17 protein-coding genes are annotated in these 20,347 nt (G+C 41.2%); 7 read left to right on the top strand and 10 right to left on the bottom strand.

Annotation, left to right across the window (positions count from 1 at the left end; all coding sequences use genetic code 11):
* Positions 1-64 precede the first annotated feature (64 nt).
* Positions 65-1,168 carry a FecR family protein gene (locus ACN222_RS19585; RefSeq protein WP_231865481.1) on the top strand — a complete coding sequence of 368 codons (1,104 nt, stop codon included), beginning with the start codon at positions 65-67 and terminating at the stop codon, positions 1,166-1,168.
* Between the two features lie 73 nt (positions 1,169-1,241).
* Here the strand turns inward: ACN222_RS19585 and ACN222_RS19580 are convergent, their stop codons facing one another.
* Positions 1,242-3,113, bottom strand: a complete 1,872-nt coding sequence (locus ACN222_RS19580) for a hypothetical protein (protein WP_010998056.1) — start codon at positions 3,111-3,113, stop codon at positions 1,242-1,244.
* A 710-nt stretch (positions 3,114-3,823) separates the two neighbouring features.
* Between ACN222_RS19580 and ACN222_RS19575 the strand changes: the two genes are divergently transcribed.
* Positions 3,824-5,050, top strand: coding sequence for a succinate--CoA ligase subunit beta (locus ACN222_RS19575; RefSeq protein WP_010998055.1), 1,227 nt, complete (start codon positions 3,824-3,826; stop codon positions 5,048-5,050).
* A 130-nt stretch (positions 5,051-5,180) separates the two neighbouring features.
* Positions 5,181-6,062, top strand: coding sequence for a succinate--CoA ligase subunit alpha (locus ACN222_RS19570; RefSeq protein WP_010998054.1), 882 nt, complete (start codon positions 5,181-5,183; stop codon positions 6,060-6,062).
* 5 nt (positions 6,063-6,067) lie between these two features.
* Here ACN222_RS19570 and ACN222_RS19565 read toward each other — a convergent pair whose 3' ends face one another.
* The 3 genes from ACN222_RS19565 to ACN222_RS19555 all read right to left on the bottom strand — a co-directional run bounded on the left by ACN222_RS19565 (position 6,068) and on the right by ACN222_RS19555 (position 9,953).
* Entirely contained in the window at positions 6,068-6,952 is an 885-nt protein-coding gene (locus ACN222_RS19565) for an aspartoacylase (RefSeq protein ID WP_010998053.1), read from the bottom strand.
* A gap of 138 nt (positions 6,953-7,090) precedes the next feature.
* Positions 7,091-9,154: a S9 family peptidase gene (locus ACN222_RS19560; protein ID WP_044521986.1), complete on the bottom strand. Its 2,064-nt coding sequence runs from the start codon at positions 9,152-9,154 to the stop codon at positions 7,091-7,093.
* A gap of 40 nt (positions 9,155-9,194) precedes the next feature.
* Entirely contained in the window at positions 9,195-9,953 is a 759-nt protein-coding gene (locus ACN222_RS19555) for a hypothetical protein (protein WP_010998051.1), read from the bottom strand.
* Between the two features lie 271 nt (positions 9,954-10,224).
* Between ACN222_RS19555 and hemE the strand changes: the two genes are divergently transcribed.
* Complete coding sequence (hemE, locus tag ACN222_RS19550; protein WP_010998050.1) at positions 10,225-11,277, top strand: uroporphyrinogen decarboxylase; 1,053 nt, start codon at positions 10,225-10,227, stop codon at positions 11,275-11,277.
* Positions 11,278-11,519: 242 nt separating this feature from the next.
* Positions 11,520-12,479, top strand: a complete 960-nt coding sequence (locus tag ACN222_RS19545) for an NAD-dependent epimerase/dehydratase family protein (protein ID WP_010998049.1) — start codon at positions 11,520-11,522, stop codon at positions 12,477-12,479.
* An 8-nt stretch (positions 12,480-12,487) separates the two neighbouring features.
* On the opposite strand, the gene ACN222_RS19540 is transcribed toward ACN222_RS19545, so the two are convergent.
* The 4 genes from ACN222_RS19540 to ACN222_RS19525 all read right to left on the bottom strand — a co-directional run bounded on the left by ACN222_RS19540 (position 12,488) and on the right by ACN222_RS19525 (position 15,280).
* Positions 12,488-13,066: a Uma2 family endonuclease gene (locus ACN222_RS19540; protein WP_010998048.1), complete on the bottom strand. Its 579-nt coding sequence runs from the start codon at positions 13,064-13,066 to the stop codon at positions 12,488-12,490.
* An 82-nt stretch (positions 13,067-13,148) separates the two neighbouring features.
* A complete protein-coding gene (locus ACN222_RS19535) occupies positions 13,149-13,997 on the bottom strand; it encodes a sulfite exporter TauE/SafE family protein (protein ID WP_010998047.1) in 849 nt (282 codons plus the stop codon).
* Positions 13,998-13,999: 2 nt separating this feature from the next.
* Positions 14,000-14,533 carry a rhodanese-like domain-containing protein gene (locus ACN222_RS19530; protein WP_010998046.1) on the bottom strand — a complete coding sequence of 178 codons (534 nt, stop codon included), beginning with the start codon at positions 14,531-14,533 and terminating at the stop codon, positions 14,000-14,002.
* Between the two features lie 45 nt (positions 14,534-14,578).
* Positions 14,579-15,280 (bottom strand): MBL fold metallo-hydrolase, encoded by a 702-nt coding sequence (locus ACN222_RS19525; RefSeq protein ID WP_010998045.1) that lies wholly within the window; start codon positions 15,278-15,280, stop codon positions 14,579-14,581.
* Positions 15,281-15,399: 119 nt separating this feature from the next.
* Between ACN222_RS19525 and ACN222_RS19520 the strand changes: the two genes are divergently transcribed.
* Positions 15,400-15,777 carry an ArsR/SmtB family transcription factor gene (locus ACN222_RS19520; protein ID WP_010998044.1) on the top strand — a complete coding sequence of 126 codons (378 nt, stop codon included), beginning with the start codon at positions 15,400-15,402 and terminating at the stop codon, positions 15,775-15,777.
* Positions 15,778-16,000: 223 nt separating this feature from the next.
* A complete protein-coding gene (locus ACN222_RS19515; RefSeq protein ID WP_010998043.1) occupies positions 16,001-17,602 on the top strand; it encodes a B12-binding domain-containing radical SAM protein in 1,602 nt (533 codons plus the stop codon).
* A gap of 103 nt (positions 17,603-17,705) precedes the next feature.
* Here the strand turns inward: ACN222_RS19515 and msrB are convergent, their stop codons facing one another.
* Entirely contained in the window at positions 17,706-18,200 is a 495-nt protein-coding gene (gene msrB, locus ACN222_RS19510; RefSeq protein WP_010998042.1) for a peptide-methionine (R)-S-oxide reductase MsrB, read from the bottom strand.
* Between the two features lie 456 nt (positions 18,201-18,656).
* Positions 18,657-19,853, bottom strand: a complete 1,197-nt coding sequence (locus ACN222_RS19505) for a site-2 protease family protein (protein ID WP_044521983.1) — start codon at positions 19,851-19,853, stop codon at positions 18,657-18,659.
* Positions 19,854-20,347: the final 494 nt, after the last annotated feature.

Raw genomic sequence — 20,347 nt, 5'->3', positions numbered from 1 at the left:
TTCTAAATTCAAAATTATGCGCTTGAACCTTATCCCATTATTTTGCTTTGGATTGTGCGGGGTGATGGTATTGATTTCGCCACCTCAAGTAAATGCCAATACTCCCTTAACTCGTGCTGAGATTCAGAGCATTCGTAACTTTGTCCAATTAATTCAAAGAGCATCTAGAAATAAACGTCCAGCACAAAAATCGGATGCAATTATTCCAGGGGATGGGTTATCAACTGGTCGAGCTTCTTTAGCGGACTTGCGTTTCAACGACGGTTCTCTGGCAAGGGTTGGTGAACAAGCAGTATTTCAATTTATGCCCAGGACGCGGAATTTTCGATTGTCTAATGGGACAGTATTACTGCTAATTCCACCAGGAAGAGGACAAACACGTATTCAAACACCAAGTGCAACAGCCGCCATTCGTGGTTCCGCGCTATTCATTCGTTATGACCAAAAAACGGATACGACGATTATTGGTGCGCTAACAAATAGTGGGATAGCAGTGTCTAACAAAGACGCATCTCAAACTCAACCGCTAAAAGCAGGACAACTTTTAGTTCTTGTCAAAGGCAAAATTCAGAGTTTATATGATTTTGATCTACAAAATTTCTATGAAACAAGTGATTTGACTGAAGGTTTGGATTTAACTGGCAAAAACTCTTCAGCAACACTAGATCCAGCTATGATTGCTGTTCGAGAGGAAATTAAGGCCGCCTTGGCAGCACAGTCACCTGTTGCGGGTCAAGGGGTGATGGAAAACCCAGCTTTTTTAGAACTAAGTACTACCTCCTCTGAGGTAATAGATGAAGATAATGACGAAGATGATTTCATAACAAATGATTTTCCCATCAATTCGTTAGTAGACATAGGAGAATTTCTATTTCAGAATGGTCAACAATTAGGTAATGATGGCGATATAAACGATATCAATAACAATATCAATAACGTACAACCAGACCCGCCACCGCCATCAGACCCACCACCACCGCCAGACCCACCGCCACCGCCAGACCCGCCACCGCCAGACCCGCCACCGCCAGACCCACCACCACCACCAGACCCACCGCCACCGCCAGACCCACCGCCACCGCCACCGCCAGACCCACCACCGCCACCAGACCCACCACCGCCAGACCGACCGCCACCACCACCACCAGAACCACCACCACCGCCCTAAAAAGTTGGGACAAGGATTAGGAGACTGGGGACTAGCAAAGCCTAAGCACCGCACTACTACGGCGCTCTAGCTGCTATTCCCCTGGTGTTCGCATATAAATTACTTGATCTTGGACATTATAAATAAACAGAGGCAAGTTGGCGTTTTCGCTAATTACTGTTAAAGCTTCTTGTAAGGTTTGCCAATGATTAGTAATGCCAACCGCAAGAGAAGAATCTTGAGCATTATTATCGGAAATACTACTTTGTAGTACTTGTTCATATTCAGGGGTAATTTTGACGATGATTCCTTTATCGTCTACGGTAAAGTTACAAATCCTAATTTCACTAGAACAAGTTTTATTTAAGTCAGCACGGGTTTGTTGCCAACTATTATTTAAAATTAGTTTTTCCTGTGCCTGTTGAAGGGAAGCTGAGTATGGTGTGATTAAACTCTGAGCTTGATTGTAATACAAGCTATTGTTAGAAATTTGTTTAGCTGCCTGTAAAGCTTGTTGCCAATAAATAACAGCTGCCTGCCATTCTTGTTTTTGCTCATAAGCTTTAGCTTGGCTGGCTATACCAAGAAGTTGTTGGTAGCTTTTAGCTGCTAGTTGTTCGATGGTAACGCGATCGCGCGCTCTTGCAAGTTTAGGTTTATATTCTAGTAATAGTTGTTGTGCCTCTTGAGATGCCGGACTCGACTGAGGTATAACATTCAAGGCATTAATTACTACTTGCCAAGTAGACTGCACCCTTTGCCAATCTTTCAAAGATTTGGCTGTTGTTTCCCACTTATTGGCTACACTGGCCACGCCCTTAGCATCTGCTAACTTTTTCACCCACTTTTCTTGAGCGAGTAATTGCTGATTGATGGTTTGTAAATGAATCCGATATTTAATTAATTTTGGCTGTACCAGTCTATAGAGTTCATGATTAGGGCTGATTGCTTCCAGGGGCGTTATCGCTTGTCGCCACAGTTGTTGTCTAGCTTGTAATTCGTCTTGACTAGTAGCAGGAGTTTGCATTTTTTGCTCTGCAACTGAAGCCGCCTGCAAAGCTTTGTTGACTTGGCTAATTTTTTCGGAACGTCCAGACAGATTAGTTTTGAGTTCTGCTGCTTGTTGGGAATAAGATGACCAAGGAGGGATTACCCCTAAGGCTATGCTAGTCGTTTCTAGCTGTTGTTGTAATGTTGTCAAATCTTTTTCTGACCTGGCACGACTGATCAATTGCCTAAATTGAGTGTTGAGTTGCTGGGCAGATTGGAACTCTTGACACACAGACATCACACAAGGACGAGTTACTAGGTAAGCACCACCACTACCTAAGAGAGAAATTCCCACCACAGCCCCTAACAGAATCTTTTTCAAAGGGCGCTGAGACGGGTTTGTTAATAAATCTGGTGTACCAGCTAAGGGGTCAAATACTCCTTCTTCATATTCGACGGCATCTGTTGCAGTTGAATGACTTAAAGGTAATGCCAACGATGAAAACGACGTTGCTTCCTCGTCTTCCTGGTCTTCATCATCTTGTTGAATGATAGGGCTTTCCGTCTTTCCGTATCCCTTCATAGTCAGGGAACGTTTAGCGTAAGGGAGTTTTTCCCCCACAATTCTCAGAAAACATTGGACTTGCTGATCCTGATAAGGTGGTAATGATTGCAGTGCTTCCTCAAGTACTGCAAAAATTTCCTCTGTATTAACTTTTACGCTAACTGGATGTTGAGTTAGGATCATTAACTCATCTTTGTTGACCGCACACTTAATCTGGAAAAATTCGCCAGAGGGAACTTCGGCAAGAAATTGTTCTTGCAAAGTTCTGCTTAATAGCTGTAAATCTTCCTGCTGGACTGCTACTCTCATAGAGTCTTCCTGCTGGTCTTCTAGACTATTTCCTGTATCGGTGAGAACCGAAAAAGAAGGGTGTTTGTTTGTTGAATACAGATGCACAGTGTAACCAACCATAACCGTAATATCTGATAGACCAACTTTTTAACACAATTTCTGAGTTTTCACCAAAAGAAAAATAATCCTCCAGGACTTAGTGCTATTAGTGTTTGAGAATGTTGATTATTAAATTTTATAATCTGACTTGTAATAGAAATTACAATTCAAAAATGGGAATAATAAATTTTCTGGGAATTAAAACCGGGTATCAGGAGGAGGAATATTATCGATCATTCTCTACTCCCTATTTTTAAGCTGATTTGATTGTGCAACTGTATATTTACTGATAGGATTAATTACTCCAGGTAGACACAAGCTTATAGTATGTTGAGCAAGTTTTGTCCGCGTTAGCATCTCCGTAGGAGCAAGTCATAGCTTGTTTGCCTGTAGAAGTATGGAGGCATAAGCCTTTTTGTAGAGTACCTCTGATGTGAAAGTAGTGAGTAAGCAATAAGGAGGGGGATACACGACTTTCAAGTCTTTTACCTTCCAGGAAACAAGTCTAGAGCCTTCTGAGCGTTTGATGTTAATAACAATAATTTTAAAATATTGCTTTAGGAGTTAATCCCAGAAATTAATTTGACCTATTTAGGGAATTCGATAAAATTGATCCGTAAAAAATAAGTTTTAATAGTAGGACAAGACTTGATTATGTGATGAAGGTGCGGTAAAAAATGGAGAATAGCACCAGAGAAATTTTCTAAACGTATAAATTAAGGTGCATAGCAATGGATTTATTGGAGTACCAAGTTAAAGAATGGTTTGGGGAAATAGGCATTCCTGTATTGCCATCCCAAAGAATTGACCATCCTACAGATTTAAAACGCTTAAAAATTCGCTACCCAATTGTGCTGAAATCACAGGTTCATGCGGGGGAGAGGGAAAAAGTCGGTGGTGTGAGAATGGTAGAAACCACAATCGACGCGATCGCCGCAGCTCAAACTATCTTTAATCTATCAATATGGGGCGAATTACCAGAAGTTTTATTAGCAGAATCTAAGTATAATTCCCACCAGGAATTTTATTTAGCTGTCGTTTTAGATACGGCTGTTTGTCGTCCGGTACTTTTAGGTTCCACAGAAGCGGATATTGATTTAGAATTAGCTGATCAAAAAATGCAGTATGTGGTTGTTGAGCAAGAGTTTTCACCTTTTTATGCTCGTAGGTTGGCTTTAAAAATGGGTCTGCAAGGTACACTGATGCAGTCGGTCAGCACAGTATTAGAAAAAATGTACCAGCTATTCGTGCAGAAAGACCTGGATTTAGTAGAAATAAATCCTCTGGGTGTCAACCTTGCTGGTGAGGTGATGGCTCTCAATGGTAAAGTTGGAGTCAACGAAAGGGCTATCGGGCGACATCCAGAAATTGCCGCAATGGCAGCCAAAATAGTCCCTCGCCATTATGATAAAAGTTTTAGTAATGGGCGTGACTGGAATAATTTAGAAAAACAACGCAGAATTAGTATTTTAGGTAATGGTACTGGTTCTATTTTGGCGACCTATGATTTAGTTGCTAGTGGCGGCGGTAAACCAGGAATTTGCCTAAATCTCCGCCATGCGGCAATTACTGATCTGTCACCAACTAAATTTGGCGATCGCCTCACTAAAGGTCTAAATACCTTGTCTGCTGACAAAAACACTCAGGTGATCTTGATTAACCTACTAGGAAGTATTCCTCAACCAGAAGAAGCAGCACAAGCGATCGCTCAATTTATACAACAGAACAAAGGTGAATATCCGCCATCAATTGCCAAGTCTAATGGTAAAAACCTTAGTCAACATCAGTCACCACAATTAGTCATTCGTCTAGCCGGTTCAGAGTTGAATGTAGCTAAGGAGGTTTTAGCGGCTCTACAAACCCGTGAAGAGGGACTGATATTAGTAGAAGATTTAGACGAAGCAGTCGCCACCGCAGTTCGTTTGACTAAATCACACGCGTATAAAAAAGTTTCCTGAGTGGATGAATTATAAGTGCTATAACATGGCGTTGAGCAGCTTCCTGAATGCTGAGTTAAGAAGATATCATTAATTCGTATGTTCCCCTCTGCTCCCTGCTATCCTTCCCCAATCCCCCATCCCTGACCTTATGAACTTAACGCCAGATAGTAAAGTTATTATTCAAGGCTTCCATGAATTCATTTCTGAAAATCATATCGCCCAGATGAAAGCCTATGGTACAAATTTGGTAGCTGGTGTTCAGCCTGGATACGGTGGACAGGAACTTTATCATCTGCCAGTTTTTGATTTGGTTGAGGAAGTAGTAGGGCAATTTGGCAGTATTGACACCACAATTATCTGTGTCCACCCTTATCAAGTACTAGATGCGGCCTTAGAAGCGATCGCCTCTCATATCCGACAAATTATTATTATTTCTGCTGGTGTGCCACCCTTGGATATGGTGGAATTACTCCGCAAAGCTGAAGCGGGTGAAACGCTGGTAGTCGGGCCCAACAGTCCCGGAATTATCGTCCCAGGCAAAATCCTCTTGGGTACTCAACCAAGTGAATTTTACACACCTGGAGTAGTGGGTATTGTTAGCCGTAGTAGTACTTTGACTTATGAAGTGGCGCGAGAATTAACTCAAGCTGGCTGGGGACAATCAATTAGTGTGAGCATTGGTAGTGATGCAATTGTGGGTTCATCGTTTCTGCAATGGTTACAAATTCTCGATGAGGATGAAACAACTGAGGCGATCGTTTTAGTAGGACAACCAGGCGGGGGTAGTGAAGAAGCAGCCGCGCGATACATTGCCGAAGCAATCGATAAACCAGTAATTGCTTATATCGCCGGCAGACAAGCACCACCGGGAAAAACTTGGCGACAAACGGGGACTTTAGCTACTGTTGTCGGTCGTCCACCTAATTTTGGCACTGCTCAAAGTAAAATTACAGCTTTTGAAGCCGCCGAAGTTCCTGTTGCAGAACGTCCTTCTTTGATTCCCCAATTATTAAAAAAAGCAATTCATTAAGTAATTCAAGATGACGGATTTATGAGTTGCTTTTCAGTGAACAGCATAGCAATTCCTTTCTCGTAATAAGCGGCTTCGTTGATAAATATGGGGTAAACTGTTGATGTACCTTCGTAGGCGATCGCCTTACCATCTAAGGTTAAGAATAAAGGGTCGCCAGGATTTAGAGGTTCATAATCTCGAAATTGAATGTCTGGATGAATCATCCCTTGAATGTCACCATTTTCATTTCTGGGGTAATCAACAGTACCCGTAAATTTATACAGAGCTAGTAGATTATTTATTTTTGGAATATTGCCTCGATTATATTGTTCTAAATAATCCAAAATCGTATATATTAATTGTTCAGTTTTTTGGAATAATTCAGCATTTAATACACCTTGAGCTACAGCCCCTACCTCAATCACAAAACCCAGTTTATTAAGAGAGCGCAGAAAATTACTACCCTTTTCGGGGATAGTATAGCAAACCTTTACTAAAGGGTTGATGTCACTTAAATAAGCACATAGCTTTAATAAAAATGGATCTTGGTTACCTAAAATAATACTCAATCCCATATTTGCAGTTGTACTGTGTAAATCAATAACTACATCTACGTTGGGTTTATTCTCTGCTCCTAAAACTCCGGCTATTTGTTTTGCCCTGATGTCTTCATAACTAGAAAGATTTGTATTTTGCAAACTTTCGGTTAAAAAGCAACGGTTTAAATCTTTTTCTATATAGCGCTTACCAGCCTCGAAAGCTTTGGGATTACCCAGTATTGTTAACGTTTCAAAGCTAGGTTTTTGGATTACCTCTGGAAACTGCTGAAATTTTTTAACCAGGAATGCGCCTGTAAATTCATTCCCATGAGTACCACCAACAATAGCAACACGATTGATTTTGTTCATAGACAGGTTATATCATTTTGGATTTTAGACTTAGAAGTCCATCTGTAGATAGAGATCCCAGCCATCCGGACAAAACCCGCGCAGGCGGGTTGAACAAAGCTTGATTTTTTTGTTAGTCCACCTGCGTAAACTTCTTATCTACAACCCTAAACGATCCAAAATAAAAGCATACTCAAAAGCAAGTTCCCGTAGGCTTTCATAACGTCCAGATGCGCCACTATGACCAGCATCCATATTAGTTTTTAACAACAGAACATGATGATCTGTTTTAAGTTCTCGCAATTTAGCTGTCCATTTGGCTGGTTCCCAATATTTAACGCGAGAATCATTTAAGCCAGCAGTAATTAACAAATGGGGATAATCTTTGGCTTCGACATTATCATAGGGTGAGTAAGATTTCATATACTCATAGTAGATTTGATCATTAGGATTACCCCATTCTTCCCACTCCATTGCTGATAAGGGCAAAGATGTATCTAAAATTGTTGTCACTACATCTACGAAAGGTACATCGGCAACTACAACTTTAAACAATTTGGGACGCAAATTAATCACCGCTCCCATCAATAAACCACCTGCGCTACCGCCTGTAATAGCTAGGCGATCGCTTGTTGTCCAACCTTCTTTGATTAAATACTCAGCACAGGCGATAAAATCTGTAAAGGTGTTCTTTTTCTGCAAAAATTTGCCATCTTCATACCATTTACGCCCCATTTCTTCACCACCACGAATGTGGGCAATAGCAAACACTACTCCTCGGTCTAGCAATGCTAGTCTAGCTGATGAGAAAGATGCCGGGTAAGATGCACCATAGGCTCCATAACCTGTCATTAGTAAAGGATTTTTCCCATCTTTTTTAGTAACTTTTTTGTAAATAATTGATATGGGAATTTGCGTACCATCTTCAGCAGTAGCAAGTAACCACTCACTCTGATATTGATTTTTGTCATAGTCCCCCAGAACTTCTGTCTGTTTTTTTAACTCCTGTTCGTGGGTTTCCATATCATAATCAAATACAGATGGCGGTGTAATTAAAGAAGTGTAATTAAACCGCAAAATATTAGTATTAAATTCGGGGTTATTCCCTTCATAAAATTGATAAGTTGGTTCTGGGAAAATAATATTACTTTCACTACCTGTAGATATATTTTGCACTCTAGCAGTTTGTAGTCCATCTTTTCTTTCATAGATGACTAAGTGATTAATAAACAGGCTCACTCCAGATAACAGCACATCTTCACGGTGGGGAATAACAGTTTGCCAATTCTCCTTGGATGGCATAGTTAATGGAGTTTTTACTAATTTAAAGTTTGTAGCAGCTTCATTTGTGACTATATAAAAGTAATCACTATGATGCTCAACGTCATATTCTACTCCAGGTTCTCGTGGATAAATTATCTGAAAATTACTCTCAGGATTGTTGGCATCTAAATAGTGAACTTCTGTAGTGATGCTGCTTTGCAAAGTCATCAATATATATGCTTGACTGCGGGTTTTCCCTACATATAAAGCATAAGCATGATCTGGCTCGTGGTAGATTAATTCATCTTTTGTAGGTGGCGTTCCTAAAGTGTGCTTAAAAAGCTGGTAAGGGCGATTTGCTGCATCAATTTTTGTATAAAATGATGTTTGATTATCGTTACACCAACAAAAAGAAAAATAAGTATCAGCAATAGTTTCTGGATATAACTCACGGGTCGTTAAGTCAAGAAATAAAAGCGTATATTGCTCCGAACCACTGGTGTCATAGGAATAAGCTAGTATCTGATGATTGGGGCTAATAGCAAATATTCCTAATTCAAAAAAATCATGTCCGGCGGCTAATTCATTTTCGTCTAAAATGACTTCTTCTGGAGCATCTAAATCGCCTTCTTTTCGGCAATGAATTCTATAGTCTTTGCCTGCTTCTGTTCGAGAGTAATAATAATAATTATCCTTGCGGTAAGGTACGGATAAATCAGTTTCTTTGATTCGTGAGAGCATTTCATTATAAAGAGTTTTTTGCAGCGTTTCTGTGTGCTGCATCATGACTTTTGTATATGAATTTTCTGCTTCTAGATATGCAACTACTTTTGGGTTATCTATATCGCGCATCCAAAAGTAATTATCTACTCGGCGATCGCCATGCAATTCTAAAACTTGGGGCTGTTTATCGGCAATGGGTGGCGTGATTTGATTTTGCGAAATCTTGTCCTTATTCATCATATATGCAACCTGTACTCTAGATCCAGCAAATAGCCACTTAAGATGAGCTAGTAATTCCGATTTTCCGATGAGATTTTCTTCTTAAACTACATAAGCCAATTGCCGGGATAATTCCTAGAATAATAGCGGTAAATCCTTGTTGACTCCAATACAATATAGGAGTTCGGTAATTTTCGGGAAATAAATTTTGCCCCAAAGAAAGCAACCAAACTAACACACTGATACACAAGAAAGAAATGGAAGGGAAAAAAGACCACCACCAAGATTTAGCCGTATAGCGTCGAAGAACTAACCATTGAAACAATCCCAGCCAAATTCCGGAAAAAATGTATAAAAATGTTGACAAAAAAGCCAAGATAAAGGTTATTTCTAAGGTTAAACTTTCCTTGAGGGAAGTTGCAATAGATGAAATATAATTATTCCAACCAGTCGCCACACTATGGGCAATCAACCAACCTATGCTGGTAGCCAGCAGCCACAAGCGTCCAGAAATATAACGGCGGATAACTAAAGCTTGATCGGCAGCAAAAACTACAGCAAAAACAACATTACTTAGTAATTTTACCCAAAAACTCCAAGTTTCCGGTGCAGAAGCAAAAGCATTCGGTAGGCTTTCCCAGAGAACTTTTTCTAAAGCGATACTAGCAATACCACCTACAACCCAGCCCATAAGAGTCATCAAGGTAAATTGCAGAAAGAATATCCGACGTTGGGAACGTGGTATCAATAACTTACTTACGTAGGAATTAGTGTTAGCTGATGCAACACGAGGTGAGCTATGAAAATTGGCTGGCATATTAAGTTTAGTAAAGCTATTAAAAAAGGCAGAAGCTAGAAGACAGAGGACAGAATTTGACTAAAGAGATTTATAACTCAACTACTGAATTTCCCTTTTATCAGCGTTTTCAAGTTATTTTGACTTAAGCAAAAAAGCAATACTAAACCACAAATTTATTTCCCATCTCCTGCCTCCTGCCACCTGCGCCCTAACTCCCTTCGATAAAGCGTAATCCCAGAATGATAAGCTAAACAGTGACATAAAAAAGTGACTTAGGATGAAGTGTTAAATGGGTGTTACTTCAACGGCTCCTCACCTTTTGCGGGCTGCTCGTGGTGAAATTGTAGATCGTCCCCCTGTATGGATGATGCGCCAAGCAGGACGATACATGAAAGCTTATCGGGATTTAAGGGAAAAGTATCCTTCATTTCGCGATCGCTCTGAAATTCCAGAGGTAGCGATTGAAGTTTCCCTGCAACCTTGGAAAGCCTTTCAGCCAGACGGAGTAATTTTATTTTCCGATATTGTCACCCCCTTACCCGGCTTAGGGATTGAAATGGACATTGCGGAAGGTAAAGGCCCCATCATTCATGCGCCCATTCGCACTCAAGCACAAATTGAACAACTGCGCCCCTTAGAACCAGAAGCAGCTTTACCGTTCATTAAAACCATATTGCAGGCTTTACGCCAAGAAGTAGGTAATCAATCAACGGTATTGGGCTTTGTAGGTGCGCCTTGGACGCTAGCCGCCTATGCTGTGGAGGGTAAAGGTTCCAAAACCTACTCCATCATCAAAAACATGGCGTTCTCAGACCCTACGATACTGCATCAACTGTTAAGTAAATTAGCAGATGCGATCGCCATTTATGCTCGTTACCAAATCGACTCCGGCGCACAAGTAGTACAGATGTTCGATTCTTGGGCAGGGCAACTCAGCCCCCAAGATTATGACACCTTTGCCTTACCCTATCAGCAACGAGTATTCCAGCAAATCAAGCAAACCCATCCTGATACACCCTTGATTTTGCTAGTTAGTGGTAGCGCCGGCGTACTAGAACGCATGGGACAATCTGGTGCTGATATTGTCACTGTAGACTGGACAGTGGACATGGCTGATGCTAGAGCCAGATTAGGCAAACAGATGAAAGTACAGGGCAATCTTGACCCTGGTGTACTTTATGCCTCTAAACAGTTTATCCGCGATCGCATCATCGATACCGTTCGCAAAGCTGGTAACTGGGGTCATATTCTCAACCTTGGACACGGTGTACTACCAGACACACCAGAAGAAAACGTCGCCTTCTTCTTTGAAACAGCCAAGCAACTAAATGTTTTGGTGTAGTCAGTTGTCAGCTGTCAGTTGTCGGTTGTGAGCCAGTGCGGTCTTGGGGGTTTCCCCCATAAGCAACTGGCGAACCCGAAGGAACAGTTGACAGTTGACAAACTCTCTTATTTTCTCTCTGCGCCTACCCTACGGGTTCCGCTTGCGGTATGCGTCTCTGCGTGAATAAATCATACTTAGGAACTTAGCGTATTTATTAGTTGTCAATTTATCACTACAACTAATAACCAAACTGCAAACACATGACCAAAAAAAGAATTTTTGTGACCGGTGCTAGTGGCTGCATAGGTCATTATATTAGCGAAACCTTAATTCAAGAAACCGATTACGAACTATATTTACTAGTTAGAAACCCCAGTAAATTACAAGTTGATACTCAGGTTCGTCCGGGTGTCACCGTCTTACAGGGTGATATGCAAAATATTAGTCAATTTGCTGATTTATTATCCACAATTGATATAGCCATCCTCACCGCAACCGCTTGGGGTGGTGAGCAAACCTTTGATATTAATGTATCTAAAACTATAGAGTTACTTAATCTATTAGACCCTGACCGTTGTCAACAAGTTATTTATTTTTCTACAGCCAGCGTTTTAGATAGTCAAAATCAGCCACTTAAAGAAGCAGGGGAAATCGGCACAGATTATATTCGTTCTAAATATGAATGCTTACATAAAATATCAGAATTAGGTATTGCCTCTAAAATCACCACAGTTTTTCCCACATTAGTGTTAGGTGGTGATAGCAAAAAACCTTATTCTCATCTCACATCAGGTATCCCCGAAGTTACCAAGTATGTTAATTTAATTCGCTTTTTACAAGCTGATGGTAGTTTCCACTTCATCCACGGCAAAGATATTGCCAGCGTAGTTAAATATTTAATAGCCAATCCTCCTCAAGAAAATACATCACGTAGATTAGTATTAGGTCAAAAGCGTTTAACTGCTAACCAAGCAATAGAACAACTTTGCTCCTATCTAGGCAAAAAGATTTCCTTCCGTATCCCCCTATCTTTATCATTGGCAAATCTCATCATTGCCGTCTTTCGCATTCAGATGGCAGATTGGGATAGATTCTGTATGAACTATCGCCATTTCACATACAACACTGTGATTAATCCCGATAGTTTTGGCTTGCCAAATTACTGTGCAACTATGACTGATGTTCTAAAAATTAGCGGTGTTGATGCTTCTCACCAGTAATTCTCAATCTATGCAAAAATTGGCTGTAAATTTAAAATAAAACCAGGAAGAACATTTTCCCCAGATAAACTTATAGGAGATTGTAATACTTCTGGTGCTTGATGAGGACGATAAATTATCACTAGCTTATCTTTGGGGTTAATTAACCAACCAAGTTGTAAACCATTTGCTAAATATTCCAGCATTTTGGCTTGAGTATCTTCTACATCATCAGTTTCTGAAACCAACTCCACGGCAAAATCTGGACACAAAGGAAGATATTTTTTTCTTTGTTGTGGTGTGAGAATCTCCCATCTTTCCATCTTGACCCAAGAAGCATCAGGAGAACGGGTTGCACCATTGGGAAGTTTAAAACCAGTGGAAGAATCAAAAGCTTTACCTAAATTATTCTGACTGTTCCACCACCATAGTTGACCCAATAAATCAAAATTGCGGTTTCCTGTTTCCCCCCCAGTGGGTGACATGATGACCAATTCCCCTTCCGCAGTTAATTCCAAACGCAACTCTTGATTTACAGCCACAATCTGTTCAAATTCCTCATCCGTAAATTTGAGATGAGGCGGTAACTGTAATGTTAAAGCAGTCATAATTCATTCCACTCTACTAAAATTCGGCGTTGCGGCAAACCCAGATGCAGTCAACGAGGAAGATTTAGGCTCTACCTCTACTTTAAAAAGTATCGTCAATAAATGCCTGCTTTTGCCAGCTAACTTTTGCCGATGCTGCCGACTTTGGTGAAAATACGCCACGGTTTTGAAATAATACAAACGCTGCTACTGCTAGGAGAAAATAGCCAAAACTCTTTTGCAATTGCGTCGCTGGTACAAACTGAGTCAAGTACGCACCAACTAAAGTCCCACCGCTAGCAGCGAGGATAAAACTAAATATGAGACTCCAGTCTAGGGTGATGTGTCCCAGGTAACCAAGAAATCCAGCGATCGCATTCATGGCGATAATGAATAAAGATGTGCCAATTGCTGCCTTCATCGGTAATTTAGCGAGTAACACTAAAGCTGGAATAATCGCAAACCCGCCACCAACACCAACTAACCCCGTCAAACCACCAACGATAATTCCTTCACTCATCAACCACAACCAGCAATGTTTACATACTGGTGGTGGGTAAGGTAACTCATCATGAGTTGTTTTAGTTCCCATACTGCGTTGAATCATGATGATACTAGCCACCAACATCAACAGCGCAAACAGCAACATCTGGATATTATCGGTAATAAATGGCAGAGTTGCCAACCTAGCACCGAAGAAAGCCCCTAACATTGTCGCCCCACCAAAAATATAAGCAGTTTTCCACCGGATATTTCCTGCACGCCAATGGGAGATACTTCCTAATAAACTAACTGTACCAACAATTACTAAAGTCATAGCGATCGCATTTTTTGGGGCAATTCCCATGACATATACCAACACAGGTAAAGCCAGCACCGAACCACCCCCACCCAGTAGCCCCAAACTAATGCCAATACCAACGGCGAGAAGATGACCAATTATCCAAGTCATATTTACGCCATCCGACGGTTATAAGGTAGTTTCGCCAGTAAAATACCCATCGCACAGGTATTCGTCACCCCAGCAAACACCAACCCAGCACCAACAAACCCACTCAAAATTAAGAACCAAGGTGAGACAAACGCACCTAATACTGTTCCTAGAAAGACTAAGGAACCTGCAACAATTTGTACTTGTCGCATCAAGCTAATAGGGGCGCTGAGGTTAATTTTTGTGGGTAAACCTGCTGCTTTCCAGGTGGGTAGACCGCCTTGGAGTTGATAGACGTTGCTAACACCCGCATCTATCAATTTCTGCAAAGCTTGATTGGAACGATTCCCTGAACGACAATATAAAACGATGTTTTCACTTTGTGGTGTTACTTGGTCAGCACGAAAATTAGATAAAGGAAGTAGCTTTGCATCAGGAATATGTTCTGCTGCATACTCCGCCGCTTCGCGCACATCAATTAATATAACTGTATTATCCTCTATCCATTGCTTAAGTGTGATTGCATCGATTTCCGTCAAATTTTTAGTGTTTGTCATTGTTTTAATTCCTTGTCAAAAATACTAATCTCTAAACCCTGAAACTCAAAGAGTAGTCATCGCCACATTGCCGCAGCGCTGGTTTGCTGGCACAGCTTCCATAATTTTCTGCGGATTTGGCAGATTTAAATTGCCCATCAACTCGATAAATTCTGAACGACTGCGCCCAACCAATCGCAGATTAAACTTTTTCTCTTCGCCAATTGTGGACACTGTTTGTCCGTGATAATCGTGACCTGGATAAACGAGTGTCGTCTCAGGTAGTGTCCAGAGATTTTTGGTAATACTGTCGTAAAGTACTGCTGCACTACCACTTTGAAAATCCGTGCGTCCACAGCCACGAATCAGCAGGGAATCTCCTGTGAGTAAGTGGGTTTTATTGACCAAATAAGCCAAGTGACTATCCGTGTGTCCTGGTGTAGCAATAGCTTCAATGACAACTGACCCAAATTGCAGCACGTCACCAGGCTGCATTTTTTTGTTAGCACAGGCAGCATTTGCGCCAAAAGGCACAATGTTTTCACATCCTATTTTCTCTCGCAGTTTCCCCGCACCTGTGATGTGGTCAGCGTGGATATGTGTCTCCAAACAGTAGCCTAGTGTCAAATCCAGTTCTGTCAATAACTTCTGGTCACGTTCTACTTGTTCCAGCACTGGGTCAACCAATGCCGCAGTTTTAGTTTCCAAGTCTGCAATCAAATAAGTGTAAGTGCTGGTCTCTGGGTCAAAAAGTTGCCGAAATAACATAGTTTTTGATAAATAGGGGCTTGTGTCTACTATACTACTATATAGTAATATAATATTTATGTTTTATAATGCTTTAATATAAATTGTCAATCAAAAATATACTGAAATTGCTCTCAAGTATGATCGAATCGTCACCAACTGCACTCGCACCAGTAGCCGAGTATTTCAAAGTATTGTCTGAAGTGAGTCGTTTACAAGTATTGTGTGCGCTTAAATCTGGTGCAAAAAATGTGACTGAAATTATAGAAATTACCCAACTTAAACAAGCTAATGTTTCCAAACACCTGCAAATTTTGGCGCAGACTGGTATTATCAAACGTCAACCCCAAGGGGTGAGTGTCTTTTATGAAATTGCTGACCCCATAATTTTTGAATTGTGTGAGTTGGTTTGTCAGCGATTGGCACTGCAATTATCAGAGAAATCGCAGCAACTAAAACAACTAGAAAATAGTGCATTAGGACTCAAAGATGGAGTGACCGCACAGCGTAGCTCATAGCCAATATCACATAAAATACTTTTTGTCAATTATAAATGACTTGAATTTTGCCATCTTCATGGAACACCACCCTGTGAGATCAAGTCAGATACGTAGTGTATTGTTTGAATAATTGCCAAGCAAAAGCATTAACGGTAAACTGAAGCCAATTTAGAAAACAAGTTAATAAGTAATTATTTTTGTTAGCGTGGGATCACAATCACAGCGTGAGGATTGATACAAGATGCGAATTCTACTAGTTTATCCAGTATTTCCAAAAACCTTTTGGTCATACGAAAAAATTCTAGCCTTAGTTGATCGCAAGGTGTTGTTACCACCCTTGGGTTTAGTAACAGTGGCAGCGATTCTGCCCCAGGAATGGGAATTTAAGCTGGTAGACCGCAATATCCGTCCAGCCACCGAAGAAGAATGGGCTTGGGCTGATATCGTCATTTTCTCAGCGATGATTGTCCAGAAACAAGATTTACTTGAGCAAATTCAAGAAGCAAAACGGCGTGGTAAGTTAGTAGCTGTCGGCGGCCCCTATCCCACCTCCACACCTCATGATGTGCAGAACGTCGGGACGGATTTTCTCATTCTCGATGAAGGGGAAATCACCCTACCCATGTTTGTGGAAGCAGTACAAAGGGGGGAAACTTCTGGGACTTTCCGCACCGCAGAAAAGCCAGATGTCACAAGCACACCCGTACCCCGGTTTGATTTACTAGAACTGAATGCCTATGACATGATGTCGGTGCAGTTCTCGCGCGGGTGTCCGTTCCAGTGCGAATTTTGTGACATCATTGTTCTCTACGGACGCAAACCACGTACCAAAACCCCAGCACAGTTATTGGCAGAGTTAGATTACCTCTACGAATTAGGCTGGCGGCGTGGTGTGTTCATGGTAGATGACAACTTTATCGGTAACAAGCGCAATGTGAAATTGTTGCTGAAAGAGTTGAAAGTCTGGATGGCTGAACATCAATATCCCTTCAAATTTGATACAGAGGCTTCCGTTGACCTAGCACAAGACCAAGAAATGCTAGATTTAATGGTCGAGTCTGGCTTCTCTGCGGTCTTCTTGGGAATTGAAACACCAGATGAAGATAGCTTACAACTAACCAAAAAATTCCAAAATACCCGCAGTTCCCTAACAGATGCAGTGCAAACCATCATTAAAGCTGGACTGCGCCCAATGGCTGGGTTTATCATCGGTTTTGATGGTGAAAAAGCAGGTGCAGGCGATCGCATTGTCCGTTTTGCTGAACAAGCCGGCATTCCCTCCACCACATTTGCCATGTTGCAAGCCTTACCCAACACAGCATTATGGCATCGCCTGAAGAAGGAAGGACGACTACGGGAAAATCAAGATGGTAACATCAACCAAACAACGTTGATGAATTTCCTCCCCACCCGCCCCCTAGAAGATATTGCCAGGGAATATATTGAAGCATTTTGTACTCTATACGACCCGGTAAATTACTTAGACCGCACCTATCGTTGTTTCCTCATGTTGGGTGCGCCACGTTACAAAACACCATTTAAAATGCCGGAATTGGTAGTAATTAAAGCCTTGTTAATTGTCATTTGGCGACAAGGTGTCAAACGGGAAACGCGCTGGAAATTCTGGCATCACTTATTTAGCATCCTCAAGCGTAACCCTGGAGTTGTTGAACATTATATTTCCGCCTGCGCCCACAATGAGCATTTTCTAGAATATCGCCAAATTGTGCGCGACGAAATTGAAAAACAACTAGCTGAATATCTAGCCCAAGGTGCGGAGAAACCTTATGTTCTCCCTCCTGTAGAGACACAAGAGACAAAAGCTGAGGCTGTAGTTAGTTAAATAAATAGAAAATAATAAGCGATCGCTCTCTAATTATCACAGATTAGAAGGCGATCGCTTTCATCTTTAATTGGGACTAAGACTAATCTTGCTTTTGCGTACCTTAGGCAGGCTCAAACTTTAACGATACACCATTCATACAGTAGCGCTTACCGGTGGGGGCAGGGCCATCATCAAACACATGACCTAGATGTCCACCACAACGACTGCAATGTACTTCAACTCTAGTCATGAAAAACGACCTGTCTACAGTAGTACCAATTCCACCTTCAATGGGGTTGAAAAAACTAGGCCAGCCAGTACCACTGTTAAATTTAGTATCAGATGTAAACAAGGGCTGATCACAAGCAGCACAAACATAAGTCCCCTGACTATATTCTTTATCGAGTGGACTAGTAAAAGCCCTTTCAGTGCCATGTTTCCGCAATACACGGAACTGTTCAGGGGTTAATATTGTTTGCCATTCTTGTTCAGATTTAGCGATTTCAAACTTGGTATTAGAAGTTGCCATGATGCTTGACCTGTGGAAAATATACGGTGGTAACAAAGCTGTGCCAACTAATGCAGCACTAGTTTGTAAAAAATAGCGTTTTTTCATATGCGCTGGATAGTTTTAATCAATATTAGAGACCATAGGTGATAGAAAGCAGGGAAAATGATTAAAAATTGCTTGGTGTCGGTATTTGTATGATGGGCGACTTCTTGGATTATGAGTTTTTAACAAGTCGGCGCGGTCTTTTGTACAGGATGCTTGTACAAACAAATGTGACTCAAACCCTGACTAGAGAGCCTATAATAATTTTACATTACTTAACATAATTTAATTTATTTCCATTGACTTGAAAAGCTGTGAGTGCTGAGTTGTGAGTAAGAATCGTTGCTTTTTCCTCCTCCTGCCTCTCTCACAGGTGTAGGTTTTTAATCAAGTGATGAGTGACGACTCTCACACTAACGAAAGAATAATAGTTTGCTCAATCCCTATACCCCTACACCCGTATTTTGAGGGTGAAGTGTCAAAAACCTACATCTGTCAGATCCTGCCTCTTCCACGCCACTACTGATTAATAGACTTGGCAATTACCCCCAATTGCAACCCTGGCGGATAACTACCCTCTTCTTTGATGCGCTTAATTTCTGCGTCAGTCATACGCAAACCTAATTTTTGTGCCAATGCGCCGACAATATCTCCTCGGTCAATGATTCCAGCAACAGCGCCAGCCGGAGTAAGTACGGTGACACGCGGTAACTGTTCATTTTCTAACTTGTTGATGACTCCAGCTATGGCAGTTGATTCCGCGACTGTAGGTATTTCGGTTAAAGGATGGGCGATGCTGTGGAGAGTTTGAGTTTCCCATTCGCTTCTTTCCACCAAGCGTAAATCCTCAATGGCGACCATACCGCGATAACGTCCATCGGAAGCAGCAAAATAAACTTCTGGGTTGCTAGTTGCCAATAGGTAAGAATCAGCAAAGGAACGTAAGGTCTGGTTGGCATCAATGACACGAAAATCACGAGTCATGGCATCCACAGCTTTTACCTCCAGCAAGGTTTCTTGTAATGTGGTTACGCGGTCGTAGCTGTTGGCATTGCGAACCCCAAACCAACCCAACAGGGCAATCCACAAGCCTGTGACTAATTCTCTTGTAAAGAAGTCTACGGCAAAACCTAAGGCGATCGCACCATAACCTAAAATTTGTCCGGCTTTGGCTGCCCAATGTACCGCTTGAAAACGATCTCCGGTAATTTGCCAGAGTGCAGCTTTCAACACTTGACCCCCATCTAAAGGTAAACCAGGAATTAGGTTAAATAAGGCAACAACTAAGTTAATCCGCGCCAAATCACCCACCATCATACTGACTGGGCTACTATCAGATACTACTGTACTCCCCAACCTTAAGAGTAAGAATAAGCCGATACTCACCAAAGGCCCAGCAATAGCTACTTGAAACGCTTTACCCGGAGTTTTGGATTCTTCCTCAATGGCGGCAATCCCACCAAACAGAAATAAAGTAATAGAGTTAACTTTAATCCCTTGCGATCGCGCTGCCAAACTATGACCCAACTCATGTAATAACACCGAACCAAATAGCAGCAACGACATAATCAGCCCAGCCGTCCATGCTGTCACCGTTCCCCATTCTTGGTAAGCCACGCCAAAGTTCAGTGTTGCTAAACCCAAAATCACAAACCACAAAGGATCTAAAAATAGGGGAATACCAAATAAAGACCCGATTCTCCAATTTGTCTGCATCACATTGTCCTGAAACTAAATATTTTTATTGAATACATCACATATACTATGTGTGTTTTTTTGTATACGATTTTTCTATTTTCTTCATACCAGTAGGTGGCGTAAACTCACAACTATCTACCTATAGGAGTAACAAAATCATCAGTTACTAATTGATCTGCCCCAGATTCTAGAATAGACAACGCCACCTAATTGATCATGCAAAAAATAGAAAAATACAAGTTCTCAGTTATGAGTTACATCGGTTTTAATCTATGGCGATCGCCTCATACTATTGCTCTTGAATCTGGCTAATGTATAGCCAAACACAGTAAATTTATTTGTAAATAAAAAGAAAGCTTGATATCTTAAAAAGTTGATATCTCATTATGAATGTAGTTAAAATATATTTGCCAAGCACTAACATATATTTGCATTATATATTATAATGCAAAACTCAACTCTTAATGAGCTGAGATTGTGCGAGTGGTAGACGGTTAAAAAACTCAACCATA

Source organism: Anabaena sp. FACHB-595 (assembly GCF_048568275.1).
Lineage (GTDB): Bacteria > Cyanobacteriota > Cyanobacteriia > Cyanobacteriales > Nostocaceae > Trichormus.
Note: the sequence above shows the minus strand (reverse complement) of the source record. Positions and strands in the feature narration are given on the sequence as shown.